This window comes from Bradyrhizobium cosmicum (assembly GCF_032290525.1).
In the GTDB taxonomy this organism is placed as follows: domain Bacteria; phylum Pseudomonadota; class Alphaproteobacteria; order Rhizobiales; family Xanthobacteraceae; genus Bradyrhizobium; species Bradyrhizobium cosmicum_A.
The window spans coordinates 1-15,963 of the sequence record NZ_JASXTA010000040.1; the positions used below are offsets into that span (position 1 = coordinate 1).

The 15,963-nt window shown below is 57.8% G+C and carries 11 protein-coding genes and 1 pseudogene; 4 read left to right on the forward strand and 8 right to left on the reverse strand.

Features of this window, described 5'->3' with window-relative positions:
* Positions 1–970: 970 nt before the first annotated feature.
* On the forward strand, positions 971–1,309 hold the full coding sequence (locus tag QSV46_RS37370; RefSeq protein ID WP_314963646.1) for a PilZ domain-containing protein: 339 nt from the start codon (positions 971–973) through the stop codon (positions 1,307–1,309).
* A gap of 254 nt (positions 1,310–1,563) precedes the next feature.
* Here the strand turns inward: QSV46_RS37370 and QSV46_RS37375 are convergent, their stop codons facing one another.
* From QSV46_RS37375 to QSV46_RS41580, 3 genes are all read right to left on the reverse strand, one after another.
* Entirely contained in the window at positions 1,564–2,517 is a 954-nt protein-coding gene (locus QSV46_RS37375) for an ABC transporter substrate-binding protein (RefSeq protein ID WP_409997271.1), read from the reverse strand.
* Between the two features lie 168 nt (positions 2,518–2,685).
* Entirely contained in the window at positions 2,686–4,413 is a 1,728-nt protein-coding gene (locus QSV46_RS37380) for a cache domain-containing protein (RefSeq protein ID WP_314963651.1), read from the reverse strand.
* Between the two features lie 1,038 nt (positions 4,414–5,451).
* A complete protein-coding gene (locus QSV46_RS41580) occupies positions 5,452–5,847 on the reverse strand; it encodes an NAD-dependent epimerase/dehydratase family protein (RefSeq protein WP_409997272.1) in 396 nt (131 codons plus the stop codon).
* 359 nt (positions 5,848–6,206) lie between these two features.
* Between QSV46_RS41580 and QSV46_RS37390 the strand changes: the two genes are divergently transcribed.
* A complete protein-coding gene (locus tag QSV46_RS37390) occupies positions 6,207–9,557 on the forward strand; it encodes an AAA family ATPase (RefSeq protein WP_314963654.1) in 3,351 nt (1,116 codons plus the stop codon).
* 119 nt (positions 9,558–9,676) lie between these two features.
* Here QSV46_RS37390 and QSV46_RS37395 read toward each other — a convergent pair whose 3' ends face one another.
* The 3 genes from QSV46_RS37395 to QSV46_RS37405 all read right to left on the reverse strand — a co-directional run bounded on the left by QSV46_RS37395 (position 9,677) and on the right by QSV46_RS37405 (position 12,048).
* Complete coding sequence (locus QSV46_RS37395) at positions 9,677–11,047, reverse strand: patatin-like phospholipase family protein (protein ID WP_314963656.1); 1,371 nt, start codon at positions 11,045–11,047, stop codon at positions 9,677–9,679.
* Between the two features lie 287 nt (positions 11,048–11,334).
* Positions 11,335–11,640 carry a hypothetical protein gene (locus tag QSV46_RS37400; RefSeq protein WP_314963658.1) on the reverse strand — a complete coding sequence of 102 codons (306 nt, stop codon included), beginning with the start codon at positions 11,638–11,640 and terminating at the stop codon, positions 11,335–11,337.
* A gap of 273 nt (positions 11,641–11,913) precedes the next feature.
* Positions 11,914–12,048 carry a hypothetical protein gene (locus tag QSV46_RS37405; RefSeq protein WP_314963661.1) on the reverse strand — a complete coding sequence of 45 codons (135 nt, stop codon included), beginning with the start codon at positions 12,046–12,048 and terminating at the stop codon, positions 11,914–11,916.
* 1,307 nt (positions 12,049–13,355) lie between these two features.
* Between QSV46_RS37405 and QSV46_RS37410 the strand changes: the two genes are divergently transcribed.
* The gene (locus QSV46_RS37410) at positions 13,356–13,610 is read left to right on the forward strand and encodes a dodecin family protein (protein WP_314963664.1); all 255 of its coding nucleotides are present in this window, start codon (positions 13,356–13,358) and stop codon (positions 13,608–13,610) included.
* 365 nt (positions 13,611–13,975) lie between these two features.
* Positions 13,976–14,728: a pyridoxal-phosphate dependent enzyme gene (locus QSV46_RS41585; RefSeq protein WP_409997273.1), complete on the forward strand. Its 753-nt coding sequence runs from the start codon at positions 13,976–13,978 to the stop codon at positions 14,726–14,728.
* 463 nt (positions 14,729–15,191) lie between these two features.
* Here the strand turns inward: QSV46_RS41585 and QSV46_RS37420 are convergent, their stop codons facing one another.
* Complete coding sequence (locus tag QSV46_RS37420; protein WP_314963666.1) at positions 15,192–15,449, reverse strand: tripartite tricarboxylate transporter substrate-binding protein; 258 nt, start codon at positions 15,447–15,449, stop codon at positions 15,192–15,194.
* Positions 15,450–15,582: 133 nt separating this feature from the next.
* Positions 15,583–15,810 (reverse strand): annotated as a pseudogene (locus tag QSV46_RS37425) (methyltransferase dimerization domain-containing protein); the annotation flags it as partial.
* Between the last annotated feature and the right edge of the window lie 153 nt (positions 15,811–15,963).

A 15,963-nucleotide genomic window follows, 5' to 3' on the forward strand; every position in this document is an offset into this window, starting at 1 on the left:
CCGAACACATGGCTGCTCCGACCAACGCCGCAAGTGAAGATTCTCCTTGCCAACCCGGAGCCGTCCACACATGGCCCGTCGCGCCATGCGGACGCGGCGCGAGACGGTCGAGCTTCCCTTCGGCACGATCAAAGCCCGTATGGGCGCGACACACTTCCTGATGAGGCGCCTACGGAATGTAGCCGCTGAAACGTCGGCCCGAAGGCGAAGATCACGATGGCTGCCAGCACGTCGGCGTCGGCGTGAGACCGGACCTTGCAAAGGCGCGGCCAACTCGACGCGAATGACCCCTAGCAGACCAAGTCAACTCGGGTGCTCTTTCGGGCCAAAGCGATCTCTGATGAAGGCTCTATGTGGCTGCGAGCGTCCACCACGTTGGCCGCCACGGTTTGCGGCTATCGAAGACGCCGTAATCGCGTGATCGGCGAGGCATCGCCCAGGCGCCGGTGACTTTTGAACGTCTGTCGACTTTTCGTTCCTCGGCTTGCTCAACCCGGCTGCGGACGTCCCGAAGCTCTGCCAGCTGAGATCTGAGAAACCAAACGCGTTCGTGCAGAACCGCCATGCGGTTGCGCCCCTGACCCCTCCTCATCAGCGCCCCTTACTGTGACCATTTAAGAACAACCGCCGTCGGGCCGAAAGACATAAAATCACCCATCAGGTTCAATTAATTGTAGCTCAGGTTCATGAGAAAGCTGTGAAATACCTCAGTTTCGCGGAAAGCGCGTATCCTTGAGCGGTTCGTCCGCTTTGCAAGCTTTGCATCAAGCGCCGCGGATTAACCATGCAGTCCGGTTTAATTTTAATGAGACAATAATGCTGCTTGTTAGCCTAGGTCGCGCAGATCAACGTGCAGATATTGCCGTTTTCCGAGCGTCGGCGGAATCGGAAAACTGACTCCGTAGAGGTGCAATCGCGATTGCTGCGATCGTTCGATTGGAAGTTACCTCTTCATTTGGAGAATCTCGCCATGGCCGAACGTCGGGCTATGAAGCGGATACCGATCAACCGCGCGGCGCGGCTGTCGTTTGGTGAAATGAGTGGGACCCATCCATGCGTGGTGCGTGACATGAGCGCCCTGGGGGCCTGCATTTCCACGCCGTACTATATATTCGCCAGCGAATTTGCGCTATCATTCGACGGCCATTCCGGAACCTTCACCTGCCGCGTCGTATGGAGGAAGGAGACGCTTTGCGGCGTATGCTTCGTGCTGCGCCGCAGTTCGCCGAAATTGGCGAATGATTGCAGCAACACTACAAACGTGGTGCGGCTTGACCACCGAATCATGTGCTGCCGTGGGCGTCCTTAGCTCAGATGGCACAATTCCTTGCGCCGACGGGCGATCGGTAGGCCTCGCACTTTGGGTATTAGCCCTGAGGTGAAGTCGCTCACAAGCTCCCTGAGGTCCGCCATCAGAGGTGAAGCGGACCTACCGAGTAAGCTGTCCAATCGCCGCTTTTGGGCGCTTAGCAGACGACGGACGGGCCGCAAATTGCGGACCAGCTCTTGGCCATGCCGCGGGAACTCGCCTGCCCGCCAACGCCCGCCGCGCGGAAGCGTAGTTTATTCGATCACCTCATCCGCGCCGGCGACGAATGCAGAGGAGAACGCATGACCTAGCAATTTGGCTGCCTTAACGTTGATAACGAGCTCTACCTTCGTAACGAGCTGGACTGGAAGATCAGAAGGCTTCTTGCCCAACAGGATCCGTCCGGCATAGATCCCGGCGCGCCGGTGCGACTGCATGAAGTCTCCTCCATAGCTCATCAAACCTCCAGCAATGGGAAAGTCTCGGGTTTGCGTGATTGCGGGCACGCGATACTTTATTGCGAGAGCAGCCAACCGCGAGCTGCGAAAGGCAAAATAGGGGTCGGAGGTAAACACAGCTCCACTTCGCCCGTCTTGGGCCACAGCAGCAAAGACAGATTCAAACTCATCTTCCTTCGTTGCGCCCAAGATCTCCAGTCGAACCCCCAGCGTGTCTGCAGCTGCGTGAAGCTTTTGCAACTGTGATTGTGCGGTCGGACTTGTCGGGTTAGCGACAACCATCAACTTCGCCGCTGTGGGCACGAGGTCACGCATGAACTCAAGCCGCTTCGGCGAAACGTCGACACTCAGGCTGGAAACTCCCGTGATATTTCCGCCCGGCCGCGACAAGCTGTCGACCACGTGCAACTGGACGGGGTCGCCGCCCATCTCGAAAACGATTGTCATGGTCGTACTCGCAGCTTTCGCGGCAAGTGCCACGGGAGCGCCCCCAGGCGCGACGAGGATATCCACATTGCGAGCGACCAGTTCGGCAGCCAAGGCAGGCAATCGAGAATATTGTCCGTTGGCCCACCGAAAGTCGATTTTTACATTGCGGCCATCGACAAAGCCGGCTTCTCCTAGTCCCTGGTGGAAAGCCTCAAGTCGACTAGCAAAGAGCTCGGGCGACTCCGGGCAAAGATAGCCAATAACGGGCATGGAGGGCTTCTGCGCATACGATTTAGTCGTCCACGTCGCAACGCCTGCCATCAGAAGCAGGAAATCACGCCGCTTGGCACGTCTTGCTGGCGTTACTGCCCTAGAGTTGGCGCACCTCATGGCTACGAACCCGCTACCGTCAGCCGATTGGCAGAGCATAGCCCCGAATGCTCAAACAGTCCTCAACTGGATGTGCTAGGTGCGCAGCGGTCAGCTCTGCTAGAGAGGGTTGAAGGATATCCCGAAGATCGGAACAGCTTCGTCAAATCCTTTGATTTCGCGGCCTCCAAGGTCCTCAACGGGTCGCTTGCCCTTGACGCCAGCGGCGACTTTGGCGTCGATCAGAATTTCCTTGTCTGCGGCAGATGCGCACAGTCGGGCCGCGAGATTCACAACGCTGCCAATGGCGGTATAGTCGAGCCGATCCTTGTAGCCGATCCGTCCGACTGTGGCAGGCCCGCTGGCAAGGCCGACTCCGAAGCCAACGTGGTAGCCATGCGATCGCCAGCCGGCGATCAGGGATTGCACGTTCTTCTGCATGCCGACGGCGAGATCGATTGCTCTCAAGGCAGGCTCGTCGATTGGAACAGGTGCGTTCACCAGAACCATCAGTCCGTCTCCGGAGAAGTTAATCAGCGTTGCTTCAAATTCCGCAATGACCCTGCCGAGGGTTTCATAGTACTCCGACAGTACGCTCATGACCTCTTCAGGCGCAGCTCCTGCTGAAAACGCGGTGAAGCCTCTCAGATCGCAGAACACAACGACGACTTCCGTACGGCGGCCGTCCAGCACACTGTCGTCGCCGGCTCTATCGACGAGATCAGCGACCTGGGGGGCGAGAAAACGCTTGAGCTTGGCTATGCGCTCCTGGTGCTGTTGCGCCTGCTCCAACTCGGAAGCCATTCTGTTGAAACTGTTTGCAAGGCGCTGGAACTCGTCCCGGGTGTGGAGTGAGATGCGGTGATCAAAGGACCCGGCACCAATCCTCTCCGTGCCCTCCTCGAGCAATTTAATCGGCTCCGTCATCCGGTCCGCCAGTACATAGGCCAGAATGCCTGCGAGCATGCTGCTCATTGCCAGAAGCATTACGGTCCGCCACAGGGCGGCATAGAGCGGCGCGTAAGCTTCAGACAGGGGTTGCTCGACCACGACTGTCCAATCGGGGCCCTGTACGGGAGCCGCGCTGGCAGCAACATAGTGCCCCTGTGCATCCCGGCTCGTTGCGAAACCCCGTCTCGGTCCTATCGCGTCCCGTACAGCCCGAAAAGGTTCGGAGGTTGCTTCTTCCGCCCCGCGCAGAACGAGGCTGATGTCGGGATGGGCGATAAGGCGGCCCGAACGGTCCAGGACGAAGGCGTAGCCGGTTTTTCCAAATCTGATCGCCGAGATCACGTCCCAAATCAGCTTGAGGTTGACTTCGGCCACGACCGCGCCGACAGCCGGTCGGTTGCCGACAATCGCAACCGTCAGGTACGGTTCGGAGCCTCGATTGTAGCTGACGTCGCTGAACCAGATCTGAGCTACCCGGGCACCAACCAGGGCGGGATCGGCTGATCGGTCCGCGCGGCTCTCAATTCGATTGAGGCCGATCCGCGAGATGTAGAGACGCTCCAGACCATTGCCGTCGAGGAGCGTGAGACTGGTGATGGCGGGCGCCTGTCGAAGGAGGCGCAACGCGTCGGTTCGCCGGCGTTCGTCGGGCTCCTCGGTCCACGGAAGCTGGACCAGCCATCCAAGCTGAGTTGTGATACCGTGGATGAAATCGCGTATTTCGGCGGCCGCGGATGCTGATTGCAGACCAAGCCACTGGTCAAGCCTTGCGCGCTGATCGCGATAGCCGAACCACCCTTCGATAATGCCGTTGAAAGCCAGCGGGATAGCGACAGCCACGAAAAGCGCGAGCAAATACTTACGAAAAAGGCCGCGAAACCGATCTTGAGGAATCATGATCCGGTCTCCTGTACAATCACAACATATACTATGGCTTAGGATAACATGTCGCGCCGGCCTCTAGCGGAGTTCATTCAAACCCGGACGCGTGCCTGTGCAACGTTTTCGCTTATGTTGGATTAGTCACGCGGTAGAAGCGTGGCTAAACCTCCGACGGCACAGGTATTCCGCAATCTCGGTCCCGTCTCACATACCGGCCATCCAAGTCAACCGGGCGGTGTCAGCGCATCGAACAGGCGCACAGCCTCCATCGTGCCCGTTCGACGTTGATCATCCGCACGAAAGAGACAAAACACGAGTGTCTCATTGTAGCCTATCAGCGAAGAGGCGAGACTTCACTTTGATGTCAGCTTAATGGGTGGGCGGATTAGATTTGCTCACGCGGAGCTTTTCGCGTTTTAACCCGAAGCACAACGATGGCGACCCCAGCTATCAACGACCCCTCCGCCACCATGGGGCAACGCAACCTGCTTAATGATCGCATATGGATCAGGATCGTCTCACAAAGGCGGTAGTTGAGAACCCGAGACACGGGCGTCGGCGGGAGATTGCCATCGTAGCGGTTGACGAAGTGCGCGACGGGTGGCGGATTGGTTGTGGTGATGCCTGTAGAGTTTGCAAATGGAGAACACCGGCCGCCGATCTACTTGACGTCGATCTTTCGTTCCTTGGTGGGCCGCAGGCTGCGGAGGTAATAGCCTTGCCCCTGAACGGCTGATTTGATCTCGTCGCTAACGTTGAGAACTCTTTTTCTGCTCTTTCGCCAGTTATGTGCAGAGTAAACCACAGGTACGACAGAGCCTGCACTTAGAACGAGCAAGCCGCACTTGTCATTGCGATAGACATCAAACACCGTTCGCCCCCGCTGATCATATTGAATTAAGAATGGAATATGTTTCGGTTGTCTCGGTGGACGAGCTTAGTATTTCGATTTGCTGTGCGGGTTGTAAATCTGCAACGCGCGCGACTTTTGCTTCACCGCGTTCCGGATTCGGAACGAACTGATGCAAGGCCCGACCGTGGCCAAATTGGCCGCTACGCAATTACTTCAGCCTTCCGCACGCGTATAAAGCGCTGCGCTACCGGCCGACATGAACCCCTTGCATGTCCTGACCCTGCAGGGCACCCGCCGCCATTGATGACGGCATCGACGCCGGCAAGAATGCCCTTCCATTTCGAAGCGTCGGTGGTCCTGCCAACATCGAGGGTGACGTGGTGCGTATCAGGCGCCGCGTCCGGATGGCGCGACACCAATATGCATTCATGCCCCTCGGCGGACAGCCTGGCGTGGATTGCCGATCCAACAAGCCCCGTACCGCCAACGAGAAGGATGCGCACTGACCGGTCCTTCGATCGGCGGCCCAGGCATCGCAAACCGCTGATCAAATTCTTGAAGGTGCGGACGACTAAAGCGGGGGCTGATGCAATCATTTCTCAGGGCGGAACAGATGAGTTGGCCGCGGGCAGCGCTTGTCCTAGCAAGGATCGCATTTCGGGGAACGACGACGCTTGCCATTGATGTTGCAGCGCCGCCGATCGATGGGCAGCTCGCATCTCGGGGCTACGGCTTCCACGTCTGGCGCCTTAGACATGGAAGCCGAAGTGATCGGCATGAATGGCGAACGCTACGATTGACCTTTAGAGACCGTGCTTGACCGCGACGACCCTTAGCCAGGAGGAGTGCCGGTTTTTGCATTGCGGGAAGATCCGGCTTCACGCCTTCGTCCCACATGTGCCTACGCTTACGTTCTTGACGTGCTATGCTGATTGTAACAGCCAATAGGTGTGCCATGTCCGGTATTACAGAATGGCTATCATCGATCGGATTGGGAGAGTACGCCCAGCGTTTTGGCGAGAACGCCATTGACCTATCAGTTGTTAGGGATCTCACCGAGCAGGACCTGAAGGACCTCGGTGTCCTGCTCGGCCATCGCCGCAAGATGTTGCGTGCTATTACGGAGCTCAAGGGCGACGCTCCGCGCACGTCTCAAGCCGGCGGCAAGGCGGCGCGGGACGGAGCCGAGCGGCGCCAACTTACGATTATGTTTTGCGATCTGGTCGGCTCGTCGTCGCTCTCGGCCCGGCTTGATCCGGAAGATTTGCGAGGAATTATTGGCGCCTACCACAGCTGCATTGCAGAGGTGATCGCTCGGAATGAGGGTATCATCGCGCGATACATGGGCGACGGAGTGCTCGCCTATTTCGGCTATCCACATGCCCACGAGGATGATGCCGAGCAAGCGGCGCGCGCCGGGCTGGCGCTAGTCGATGCCGTGGTGAACCTCCAGACATTCCCGTCCACCCAACTTCGGGTTCGCGTCGGGATTGCTACCGGGATGGTAGTCGTAGGCGATTTGACGGGAGAAGGTGCGGCGAAAGAGCAGGCGGTTATTGGCGAAACACCAAATTTAGCTGCACGCTTGCAGACGCTCGCCGACTCGGGTGCCGTCCTGATCTGCGAAAGTACTCACCGGCTAACCGAAGGACATTTTGAATTCCGAAATCTTGGCTCAGTCGCCCTGAAAGGTTGGGCGGAGCCAACACAGGCATGGCAGGTGCTGGGCACTACCGGCATCGACAGCCGCTTCGAGGCCCAGCACAAAACTCAGTTGACGCAGCCAATTGGACGCGAGGAGGAGATCGAGTTGCTGTTGCGTCGCTGGCAGCGCGCCATGAGCGGCGAGGGTTGCGCGGTAATGCTTACCGGAGAGGCAGGCATCGGTAAATCGCATATCGCCTTGGCGCTCGACGAGCGGCTGCAAGGAGAGGAGCACATCACGGTGCGCCAATTCTGCTCGGCGCATCATATTAATAGTGCGTTGTACCCGTTTATCCGGCAACTCGAACGAGCCGCCCGGTTCGAGCGGAGTGACTCGCCGACGGCTAAATTCGCCAAGCTTGAGGTCCTGCTCGGCCGATCCGGGGCTGACGCAGATCGCGTAGTACCCTTGGCCAATCTTTTGTCCTTGCCGCTCGGTGAGCGCCACCGACTGCCGGAGCTGAGCCCGCAAAAGCGCAAAGAAATGACATTAGCGGCGCTATTGGGCCAGCTGAAAAGCCTGGCAGCACTGCAACCAGTATTCGTCATTGTTGAGGATGTCCATTGGGCGGACCCGACTTCTCTCGAGCTCCTGACGATGACCTTGGAACAAGTACCGCGGCTTCGGGTGCTGCTGCTCATCACCGCGAGACCGGAATTCACGCCGCCCTGGCCTGGTCATGCGCATGTTACGACGCTCTCTCTGACGCGACTTAACCGTCGCAACGGAGCGGCGTTGATCGAGCGGGTCACCGCCGGCAAGGCGCTCCCGAAGGAGGTTTTGGATCAGATACTCGCCCGCACCGATGGCGTGCCACTGTTCGTAGAGGAGCTGACCAAGACCGTGCTCGAAACCGGGTTCTTGCAAGAGCAGGGCAATCATTACACCCTAAGTCGCCCGCTGCCAGCGATGGCGATTCCGACCACGTTACAGGCATCGCTGATGGCCAGACTCGATCGATTGGCCCCGGTAAGGGAGGTAGCTCAGGTCGGCGCCGTGGTGGGTCGCGAGTTTTCGTACGAACTGCTGAGCACGGTGGCCGGGTTGCCAAGAGAGAGACTTGAGGAAGCTCTTGCCCAGTTGGTCCGATCGGAGTTGATCTTCTGCCGCGGCGAGTTACCGCAGGCGGTGTATACCTTCAAGCATGCACTTGTGCGGGACGCTGCCTATTCAGGGCTCCTGAAGAGCCGACGCGCAGCGCTGCATGCCACGATCGCGGAGGCTTTCGAGCAACGGTTCCCGGAAATTGTGGATGCTCAGCCTGAGACGCTTGCGCACCATCTCACCGAGGCCGGACTGTTCGAAAAAGCGGAGGCATACTGGCTGCAAGCCGGCAAGAAGGCAGCCATGCGCTCCGCCAATCTTGAGGCCATTGCGCACTTGCAACGAGGGATCGAGGCCACGAACCATCGGCCCGATGATGCACGAAATGACAGGCTTGAACTTGACCTCCAGTTCGCTCTGGGGCCCTGCCTGATCGCTACCCAAGGGCCAGCCTCCAACAATGCGATGGCTACCTTTGCCCGCGCGCGAGAGCTCTGCGAGCGCCTGCGAGATCCTCCCGAGCAACTTCAGGTCATGTTCTGGCTAACCACTGCGAGCGTCATCCGCGGTGAGCTGCCGCTGGCCCAGGAAACGATCGCCGCTTTACTTCATCTCTCCCAAACGCGCGGCGATCGGCCAGCTTTGCTCAATGCGATGCGCGGACAGGCGATGATCCGCCTGTTCATGGGACAGATCACCGGAGCCCAGGAAGCGATCGAACGGGCTTTCGAAGCCTTCGAGGTGAGCAGCGAGAAGGATAGACTGGCAGCGCGTGTGGCCGGCCAGGATGCCGGCGTGGCCGACCTTGCGCTGATGTCGTGGCCACTCTGGCTGCTTGGCCGCGATTATACGGCCACCATCCGAATGAACGCTGCAATTCAGCGCGCCGATGCCATTAGCCATCCGCATTCGCAAGCATACGCTCTTTATTATGCGTGCATTCTCCAAGCTCTCCGCGGCGAGTTCCTGATAGCGCACAGTTTTGCCGAGCGCTGTATCGCCCTGTCGGAGGAGCATGGATTCCGGCAGTGGCGTTTGGCCCGCGCCGTTCGCGGCATATGCATGGCATCGCTCGATCCCTCACCCAGCGCGCTCGGAGAAATCCGTGCTGCGTTGGACGAGTATCGTCACGCAGGTTATCAGTTGGCCATCACCGCGCTCTTGGTACTTCTGTGTCAGCGCCTGTTGATTGATCGTGATTACGAGGCCGCGCTGGAGTTGATCGAGTCGGGCCTTGCTATAAGTACCCGCAACAGCGAACGAATTTTGGAAGCTGAATTGTACCGACTAAAAGCGCGAGTGCTAATTGGCCGCGGTGGACCAGATGCCGAGGCTGCAGCGAAGTCACTGTTCGAACAGGCATTGGCCACGGCAAAAAGCCAACGCGCCAAGGCCCTTGAACTGCGGGCCGCGACAGATCTTGCCGCGCTATGCATCGATCAGCAAAAACGCGAGCAGGCGCTCGATTTACTTGCGCCGATCTATGACTCCTTCACCGAGGGCTTCGACGCGAGAGATATGAAGCAGGCGAAGGCGCTGCTTGACCAACTGCGGTGACTATCGCCGGCAAAACGCCGATTCGTTGCGTCTGGCCCGGATGATTGGCTCAAATCATTATTTCGAGGTTGGGGATCTCCGTTCGGAGACTTCCACCTTTCCATATCATGCTCGAGTCTTTATGCAACGGCCCGCTTCAGCTCCTTGTGATATTCACACACGCTTTGCCAAGCCGGCCCCTCTGGCTTCTCGTTGATGAAGTGCGGCCCGTCGTGCGCAGGCCGCGCCTCATGCTCTCCGAAAGCCGCGATTGCCTGCTCTGCAGCGGCCTTTCCCAGCTTGCGTCCATTATCGAGATTGCTGTGATTCCATTTGAAATTGATGTGACCCGGAACGTGAATCTCTACGATCTTGAGTCTCCTGTCCCTTGCCTCTTCCTCTTCCGATTTTTTGTCGTACCGGACGTGGTATTTGAAAAGCTTGACGTCATCCTCGCCAACTGTCGAGGCGAACAATTGGCAAAGATTTGCCAGCGCGTCATGAAGGTTCTCCGGCTTGCGGATTTGCTTTGAATCCACGATCCGGCTCACCCATATCTCTTCCACGTCAGGGTGCTCCTCCAGCAAGCTTTCGAAGTTGACAGTATCGACAAGCGCCCCTTCGCAGTAGGTTACTCCGCCAATTTCTACGGTACCTTCGACGAAGGGAAGAGCTGAACACGCACACAAGGTGCTTGCGTCGATAGGGCCCTCAAACAAAAACTTTTCGCTCGCCCTTTTCATAGGACGATTGGAAAATAGTGCGAGCTTCTGCTGATCAAGGTTCCAAGCGTTATGGAAGATTGCTGGTTTTCCAGGCTTTTTCAGCCGTTCGAAATCTATGCCCTTCATGAACTCGCTATCCGGATAGTTGATCCTTGACAGGCCGTTCACGTTGGAAAGGTACATTAAGGACGTCAAATAACGGATGAAGGGATTGGTTGCCATCGCTTGATTGAGAATCCATCTATTGAAATCCCCTTCATCCAATCTTGTGAACTTCTTTTTTCTGTCTCTGTCAGGCAGCTGATTGAACAAAATCTCCATCGAGTCCTGGAAGACGTCCATCATCCGGTACGGATCCCATAGGAAGTCCTTATAGTTGTCGGAATCGCCGACGAAGTTGTTCAGCGCCTTTATGTTGCTGCGCCAATCCGGACCGAAGACTGTGTTTATGGGAAAACGCTTATAGCTTTCGTCGTCCCGAAAGACGCCATTCCTGAAGAATTGGTGAGTCTTTTCGACTTTGTCTTCATGATCGTCCCATTGGTTATAGACGATCCCGACCCATGCGCCGATGCAAGACAACGCCCAAACATCGAACGTTATGCTGTGCGCGGCGAGAGCTTCCAGAACCCCGATGTGCAGCCCTGCCGCCGGTCCACCACCGCCGAGCGTTATTGCTCTCTTCGCCATGGCATCCTCCGTTGATTCTTGTGTGGTTATGGACCTCACGCCTCGTGCGTTAAGCTCCGCTTCGAGCAGCTTCGCCAGTATGGATTTGACACCCATCGGATTCCTAGAATGCGGGCCGGGATGAAAACCCAATACTGCGCCATTTGGGAAAAAGTTGCAATTGAGGGTTGATCACAGAGTCGCAATTCGACGCCCTCGGGCGGTGATCGCCCGCGAATATGCGCATCGGCATCTAGGAGGATACGCAGATTCGGCCTGAGCGACAGGCCCGGCGGTTCACGCCATCGACGCGGTTATCCGCTGGTTGATCGACCTAGTCCGGTAGGCGAGTGCGGAGCGCCTGACCTCCTCACGTCATAGTTTCGCCTACAGGCTACCAATCGTCAGTGCGTCCTTCGCTCCATGTCTTTCAGGAGCGCGCGGAGAAAGTCGCTTGCTTGGTCATATGGTGCGCCGCGATCTACGATCTGCTGGGTGCGCGGGCCAAGTACGGTGGCAACGATTTCGGGACCGAGCAGTTCTGCGCGGTCCGCCCATAGCTGAAGCAAATTCGCGGGAATGTCGTTCGTAGATCCAAACAGCTTCGGTAGGCGATGTTCGCCATCGTGCTTGTGGTCGTGATGGGCCTTCGCTGCATAAAAAGCAAACAAGCCACGAAAAGCTTCACGGGAAACGGCAGGTTTTGCCACCGCGATGTCCCCCAATAAAAATCGAGCCGTCTAATTCACGAAATCTGGCGTTCTCGCAGAATAAAAGCTAGTGGAATTTAGCCGCTCGGTTTTGAACAATCGGTCAGCAAAACTGACTTGATTAGTGCAGCCACCGTGCGGGACCTCGCCGAACTTGCGAATGAAGGTGGCGTCTTCTATCGCACTCAAGCGTCCTGGCGTTTTCACACAGGCAAGACCCAGAGACGACGTTTGGAGGGAGCAGCCCTTGCACGTTTGCCGACGCGTCCCCAATCAATGTTTTGTCGGACGCCGCCGATCTTCCACTAGCGCAATAACCCCGGCAGCCACCACGGCAATAACGACAACAATAGCGAGCGCCTCGACCGAGACCAAGGTATCGTACCATTTGCTCCAAAGCTCAAGCATGCACTGGCCTCTATCGAGAGCGCACCTACGAAAAATAAAATCTACTCTCTAAGAGAGACGTGCCTTTGCGAACAAAGAAACAATGCTACCCATCGTCGCGTGCGGTTTGATCGCGCGGCAAAATGACCCCCAAATATCGAGCTAACGTAGAGTATGGTCGTCGCGCAGTGAGATCGCTCGCGCGCTATGTCGAAGATGTTGGCTGACTGTGAAGTAGTTTACATTCCCGCGTTCTTGGCCCGGGCTAATGTGGCAAAGGCTTCTTACTTTGAAGGAGGCATCCTATGCTCGCGGCAATCAAACTATATAGCGCTCGCGAATGGGTGATGACGGCTGGGGTGCTCGTCATCCAACTCCGCGCACTGAATGCAAACCGACAGAAGGGTGAAAGCAAGCCAAGGCGGCCACTCTGGAAACACTTCGACGACACTCATCATTGGGACTCAACCGCGGAGGAATGGGTCCCCAACAAGATCAGTGATAGTGCAACGCATTAGGCTTCCCGCAGGCGGAGTTCCGAGACTCCCTCTCATTAACGGGCCTATCGAGAGGCGCGGTCGCGCACAACTAGCTGGATCGGGATGTGCGTGCCGCCGGCCGCTTGATAACGGCCAAGCAATTGCTTGGGCCGTTTGCCCGCAGGTAGCGCGTTTTGGGATACTCAAGAAACTCCAGAGTCGGGCCGGCCGGGGATTTCGTCACCGCTGTGGTGCCTGATCTCCGAGCGAAGCGTGCTGCGAGCAAGTCAGCGGATTTGTCTCAGCCCCACTGCCGTCAGCCACGCTCTCGCCCGGCTCAGAGAACTGCTCGACGATGAAGCTTGGCCATGACGATGTCCCACAACAGAGTTGATCCACCGTCTCTGACATTCGTTTCCGTTCCGTGGCATTGTCATCAACGCCAGCACCTGCCTGCGTATGCTCGCTGCCGATCCGCATGTTAAGCGCCGGAACGACGGACTTGGATGGCTTAGCAGGTCCGTACTATCGCGATGCGTCGATGCCTCCGTTTCGCTTTGACCAGCTTGGCGTACAATCTGCGAGCGCTTTGACCTCGAGAGGGCGCTTCCGCTGAGACTTTGGGTTAGTCTCAGCAGCCGCGATCGAGTGCTCGAGACTGAAATGTCGGCAGCGGGTCAAACAGAAAAGTGACAGCCAATCGGACCCTTTTCCGTCTGCCGCTATGAGCGGACATGATGGTACTGGTCCGGCAGGGTTAGCTCCGGCCAAAAGCGGTCCTCCGCCAAATGCAGCTTTGTCCCTTCGGGCTCCGGGCGGTATCCGAGACGTATCGGCGTCGAGACCCTGATGCTAAACTTCCTGGGTCATACCGGACAGGAGGACGTCATGCCGGATAGCGTCTACAAGGTCATTGAACTGGTCGGTACCAGCAGCGACTCATGGGAGAAGGCGGCCGCGAATGCGGTCGAGCAAGCTGCAAAATCCCTCCGAGATCTTCGCGTTGCAGAGGTCGTCAAGCTCGATATGCAGCTGGATGACAAGGGAAAGATTGAGGCCTATCGCGCCAAGCTCAACGTATCGTTCAAATTCGAGGGCTCCTGAGCCTCAGCACCTCGCCGCCACGTTCATGGCGAGGAGGACTCATTGGCAAAGGCGCTTTGCGCGGTCTCCGGCCAACCGGACACTGTGGCCCCATCTCGGAAGCTGGCCCTAGGCCTCGGCGAAGTCTGGATTAAAGACGAGACGCAGCGCCTTGGAATAGGGAGTTTCAAGGGGCTCGGCGGCGCTTATGCCGTGCTCAAGCTTACCATGATATATGTCGAGAGACGCACTGGGCGTGCGATCTTGCCGACAGAGTTGCTGGAACTTGGCGTGGGTTCGTTGATCTCAGAGCTCACGTTCTTGTGCGCTTCAGACGGCAATCATGGGCGCTGCGTGTCGGCTGAAGCGACGCTTATCGGAGCGCGATCCGTGGTGTTTCTCCATCACGGGTGACCGACGAGGGGGCCGCTCATATCACGCGGCTCGGCGCTACAATCGTGCGGGTTCCTGGGGATTATCACTACTCGGTTGAGGCTGCCGCCAAAGCCGCTTCTCAGGACGGCTGGATCGCCGTTCCGGACACACTTGGTCCGGGCGAAGACGACACCGCCTGTACTTTCGTGGTCCAGGGTTCTGCCGTCTTGACTGATGAGATCGTCGCAACGCCCGCGGGGCAAAGGTCCCTCTCCACGCACGTCGTGATTCAGGCTGGTGTGGGAGGTCTCGCGGCGAGCGTGTTTGGCCATGGTCGGGCACGTGAACTGTTTGAACCCAACGCCCGGCTGTTGGTTGTTGAGCCGGAACGGTCTGCATGTGTTTACGAAAGTGCTCGCGCTGGCACGCCGGTGCGTCTGCCCCCCGGGCCGCCTACAAACATGTCTATGCTTGAGTGCCAGAGCCCCGTCCCTGATGGTTTGCCACTCATCAATTCCATGGCCATGGGCTTTCCAACGGTCACTGACGAGGACGCGGGTGATGCGGTGCGTCTGCTCGACCGGAGAACGTCAGACGATCTACGTCTTGCGTGGGCGAGTCAGGTGCGGCCAGGCTTGGCGGGTCTCGTTCGAGCGGCGGAGAATGGGGATCGAGCAAGGCTTGCGCTGGACCAGTCTTCGAAAGTCCTGCTGTTCGCGACAGAAGGTCCTACCGGTCTCTCGGTTTGGAGTGGAAGCCCTTAGCAAGCCCGAGTGTGCACGCCCGCCGCCAGGACGGCATGCTAGTCCCGGCGATCCTGCCAAACCCTTGGCGGATCGCTTCCCAATTATATCTTGGCCAACTTCCTGGAACTGCCGACGCTGTGGGTGCCTCACGCCCATCCTGGATGCCGACAACACGCGGCCAACAAAAACCTGCCCATCGCACTGGCGCGTGAAGCTTTAAGGTTCATGGCTGGGTCTGTATTGGGACCTGGGCGAGAAGCATGGTCGATCAGGTTGCGGGGATGTGCATCGCCGTAGGAGCGAAGGGCACGATGACGACCGAATTTGACATCCAACACAAAAAGCAGGAAATGAGCCGACGGCCGCGATAGATCGTGCGACAAGCTACCTGGATTCCGGGGGATTTTGGGGCCGTGCTTTCGCGGCTGGTGGCCATTCATGGGAAAATACCGAACCCGGGGAGCAGAACTGTTCGCGATTGTCACATCGGCTCGATGCCGATCTTCTTGATGATCCCGGTCCATTTCATGGTCTCGGAAATCATGAAGTCCGTCAGGCCTTTGGGGTCCATCACCAGCGGCTCGGCGCCCTGCTCGACGAAGAGGGTGTGCATCTTCGGATCTTTCACGGCTTCCACCATTGCCGCATAGAGCCTGTCGACCGCGGCCTTGCCGGTGCCCGCGGGCGCGAGCGGCGCGATAATTCCAAATGTCCTTACCGTTGAGACTTTGAAAGGCATTCTCGCCGGTTCGAATGCTGTGCAGCAGATGGCCCCATGTGCTCCAAACGTAGGGACTTCCGATGCACTCCGCCCACGCGCCGATCGGTGTCGCGGAGTCAGCGCGCAAACAATCTCCCATTGCTGTCAGCGCAAACCTTCGGTTTTCATCTTCCTCAAAAACGCCCACTGCGGCGAGCGCCCGCAGCAGTCGGTAGAGAGCGCCTGCATGGCTTTGCGTTAAGGGCGCCAATTCCTCTGCCGAACGAGAGCCGCCTTTCAGATGGTCTGCGATACGAAGAGTTGACGCGACATGAATTGCCTGTGTGACCTGAAAGCCGTTGATCAGTCCGAGGAGAGTGAGCCAAGGGTTGGATGTCACTGAAGAACCTCCGAAGGAGAGGAAGCCAAGACGCTAATTACTATGCTCGGCGGATGCTCGTTGAATAAGTCTCCTTATGGCCGATTTTGTTGTAAAAGTCGGCTGTTAGCGATTGATCGTTCGGCCATTTCGCTAAGGACGACCGGCTTTGAT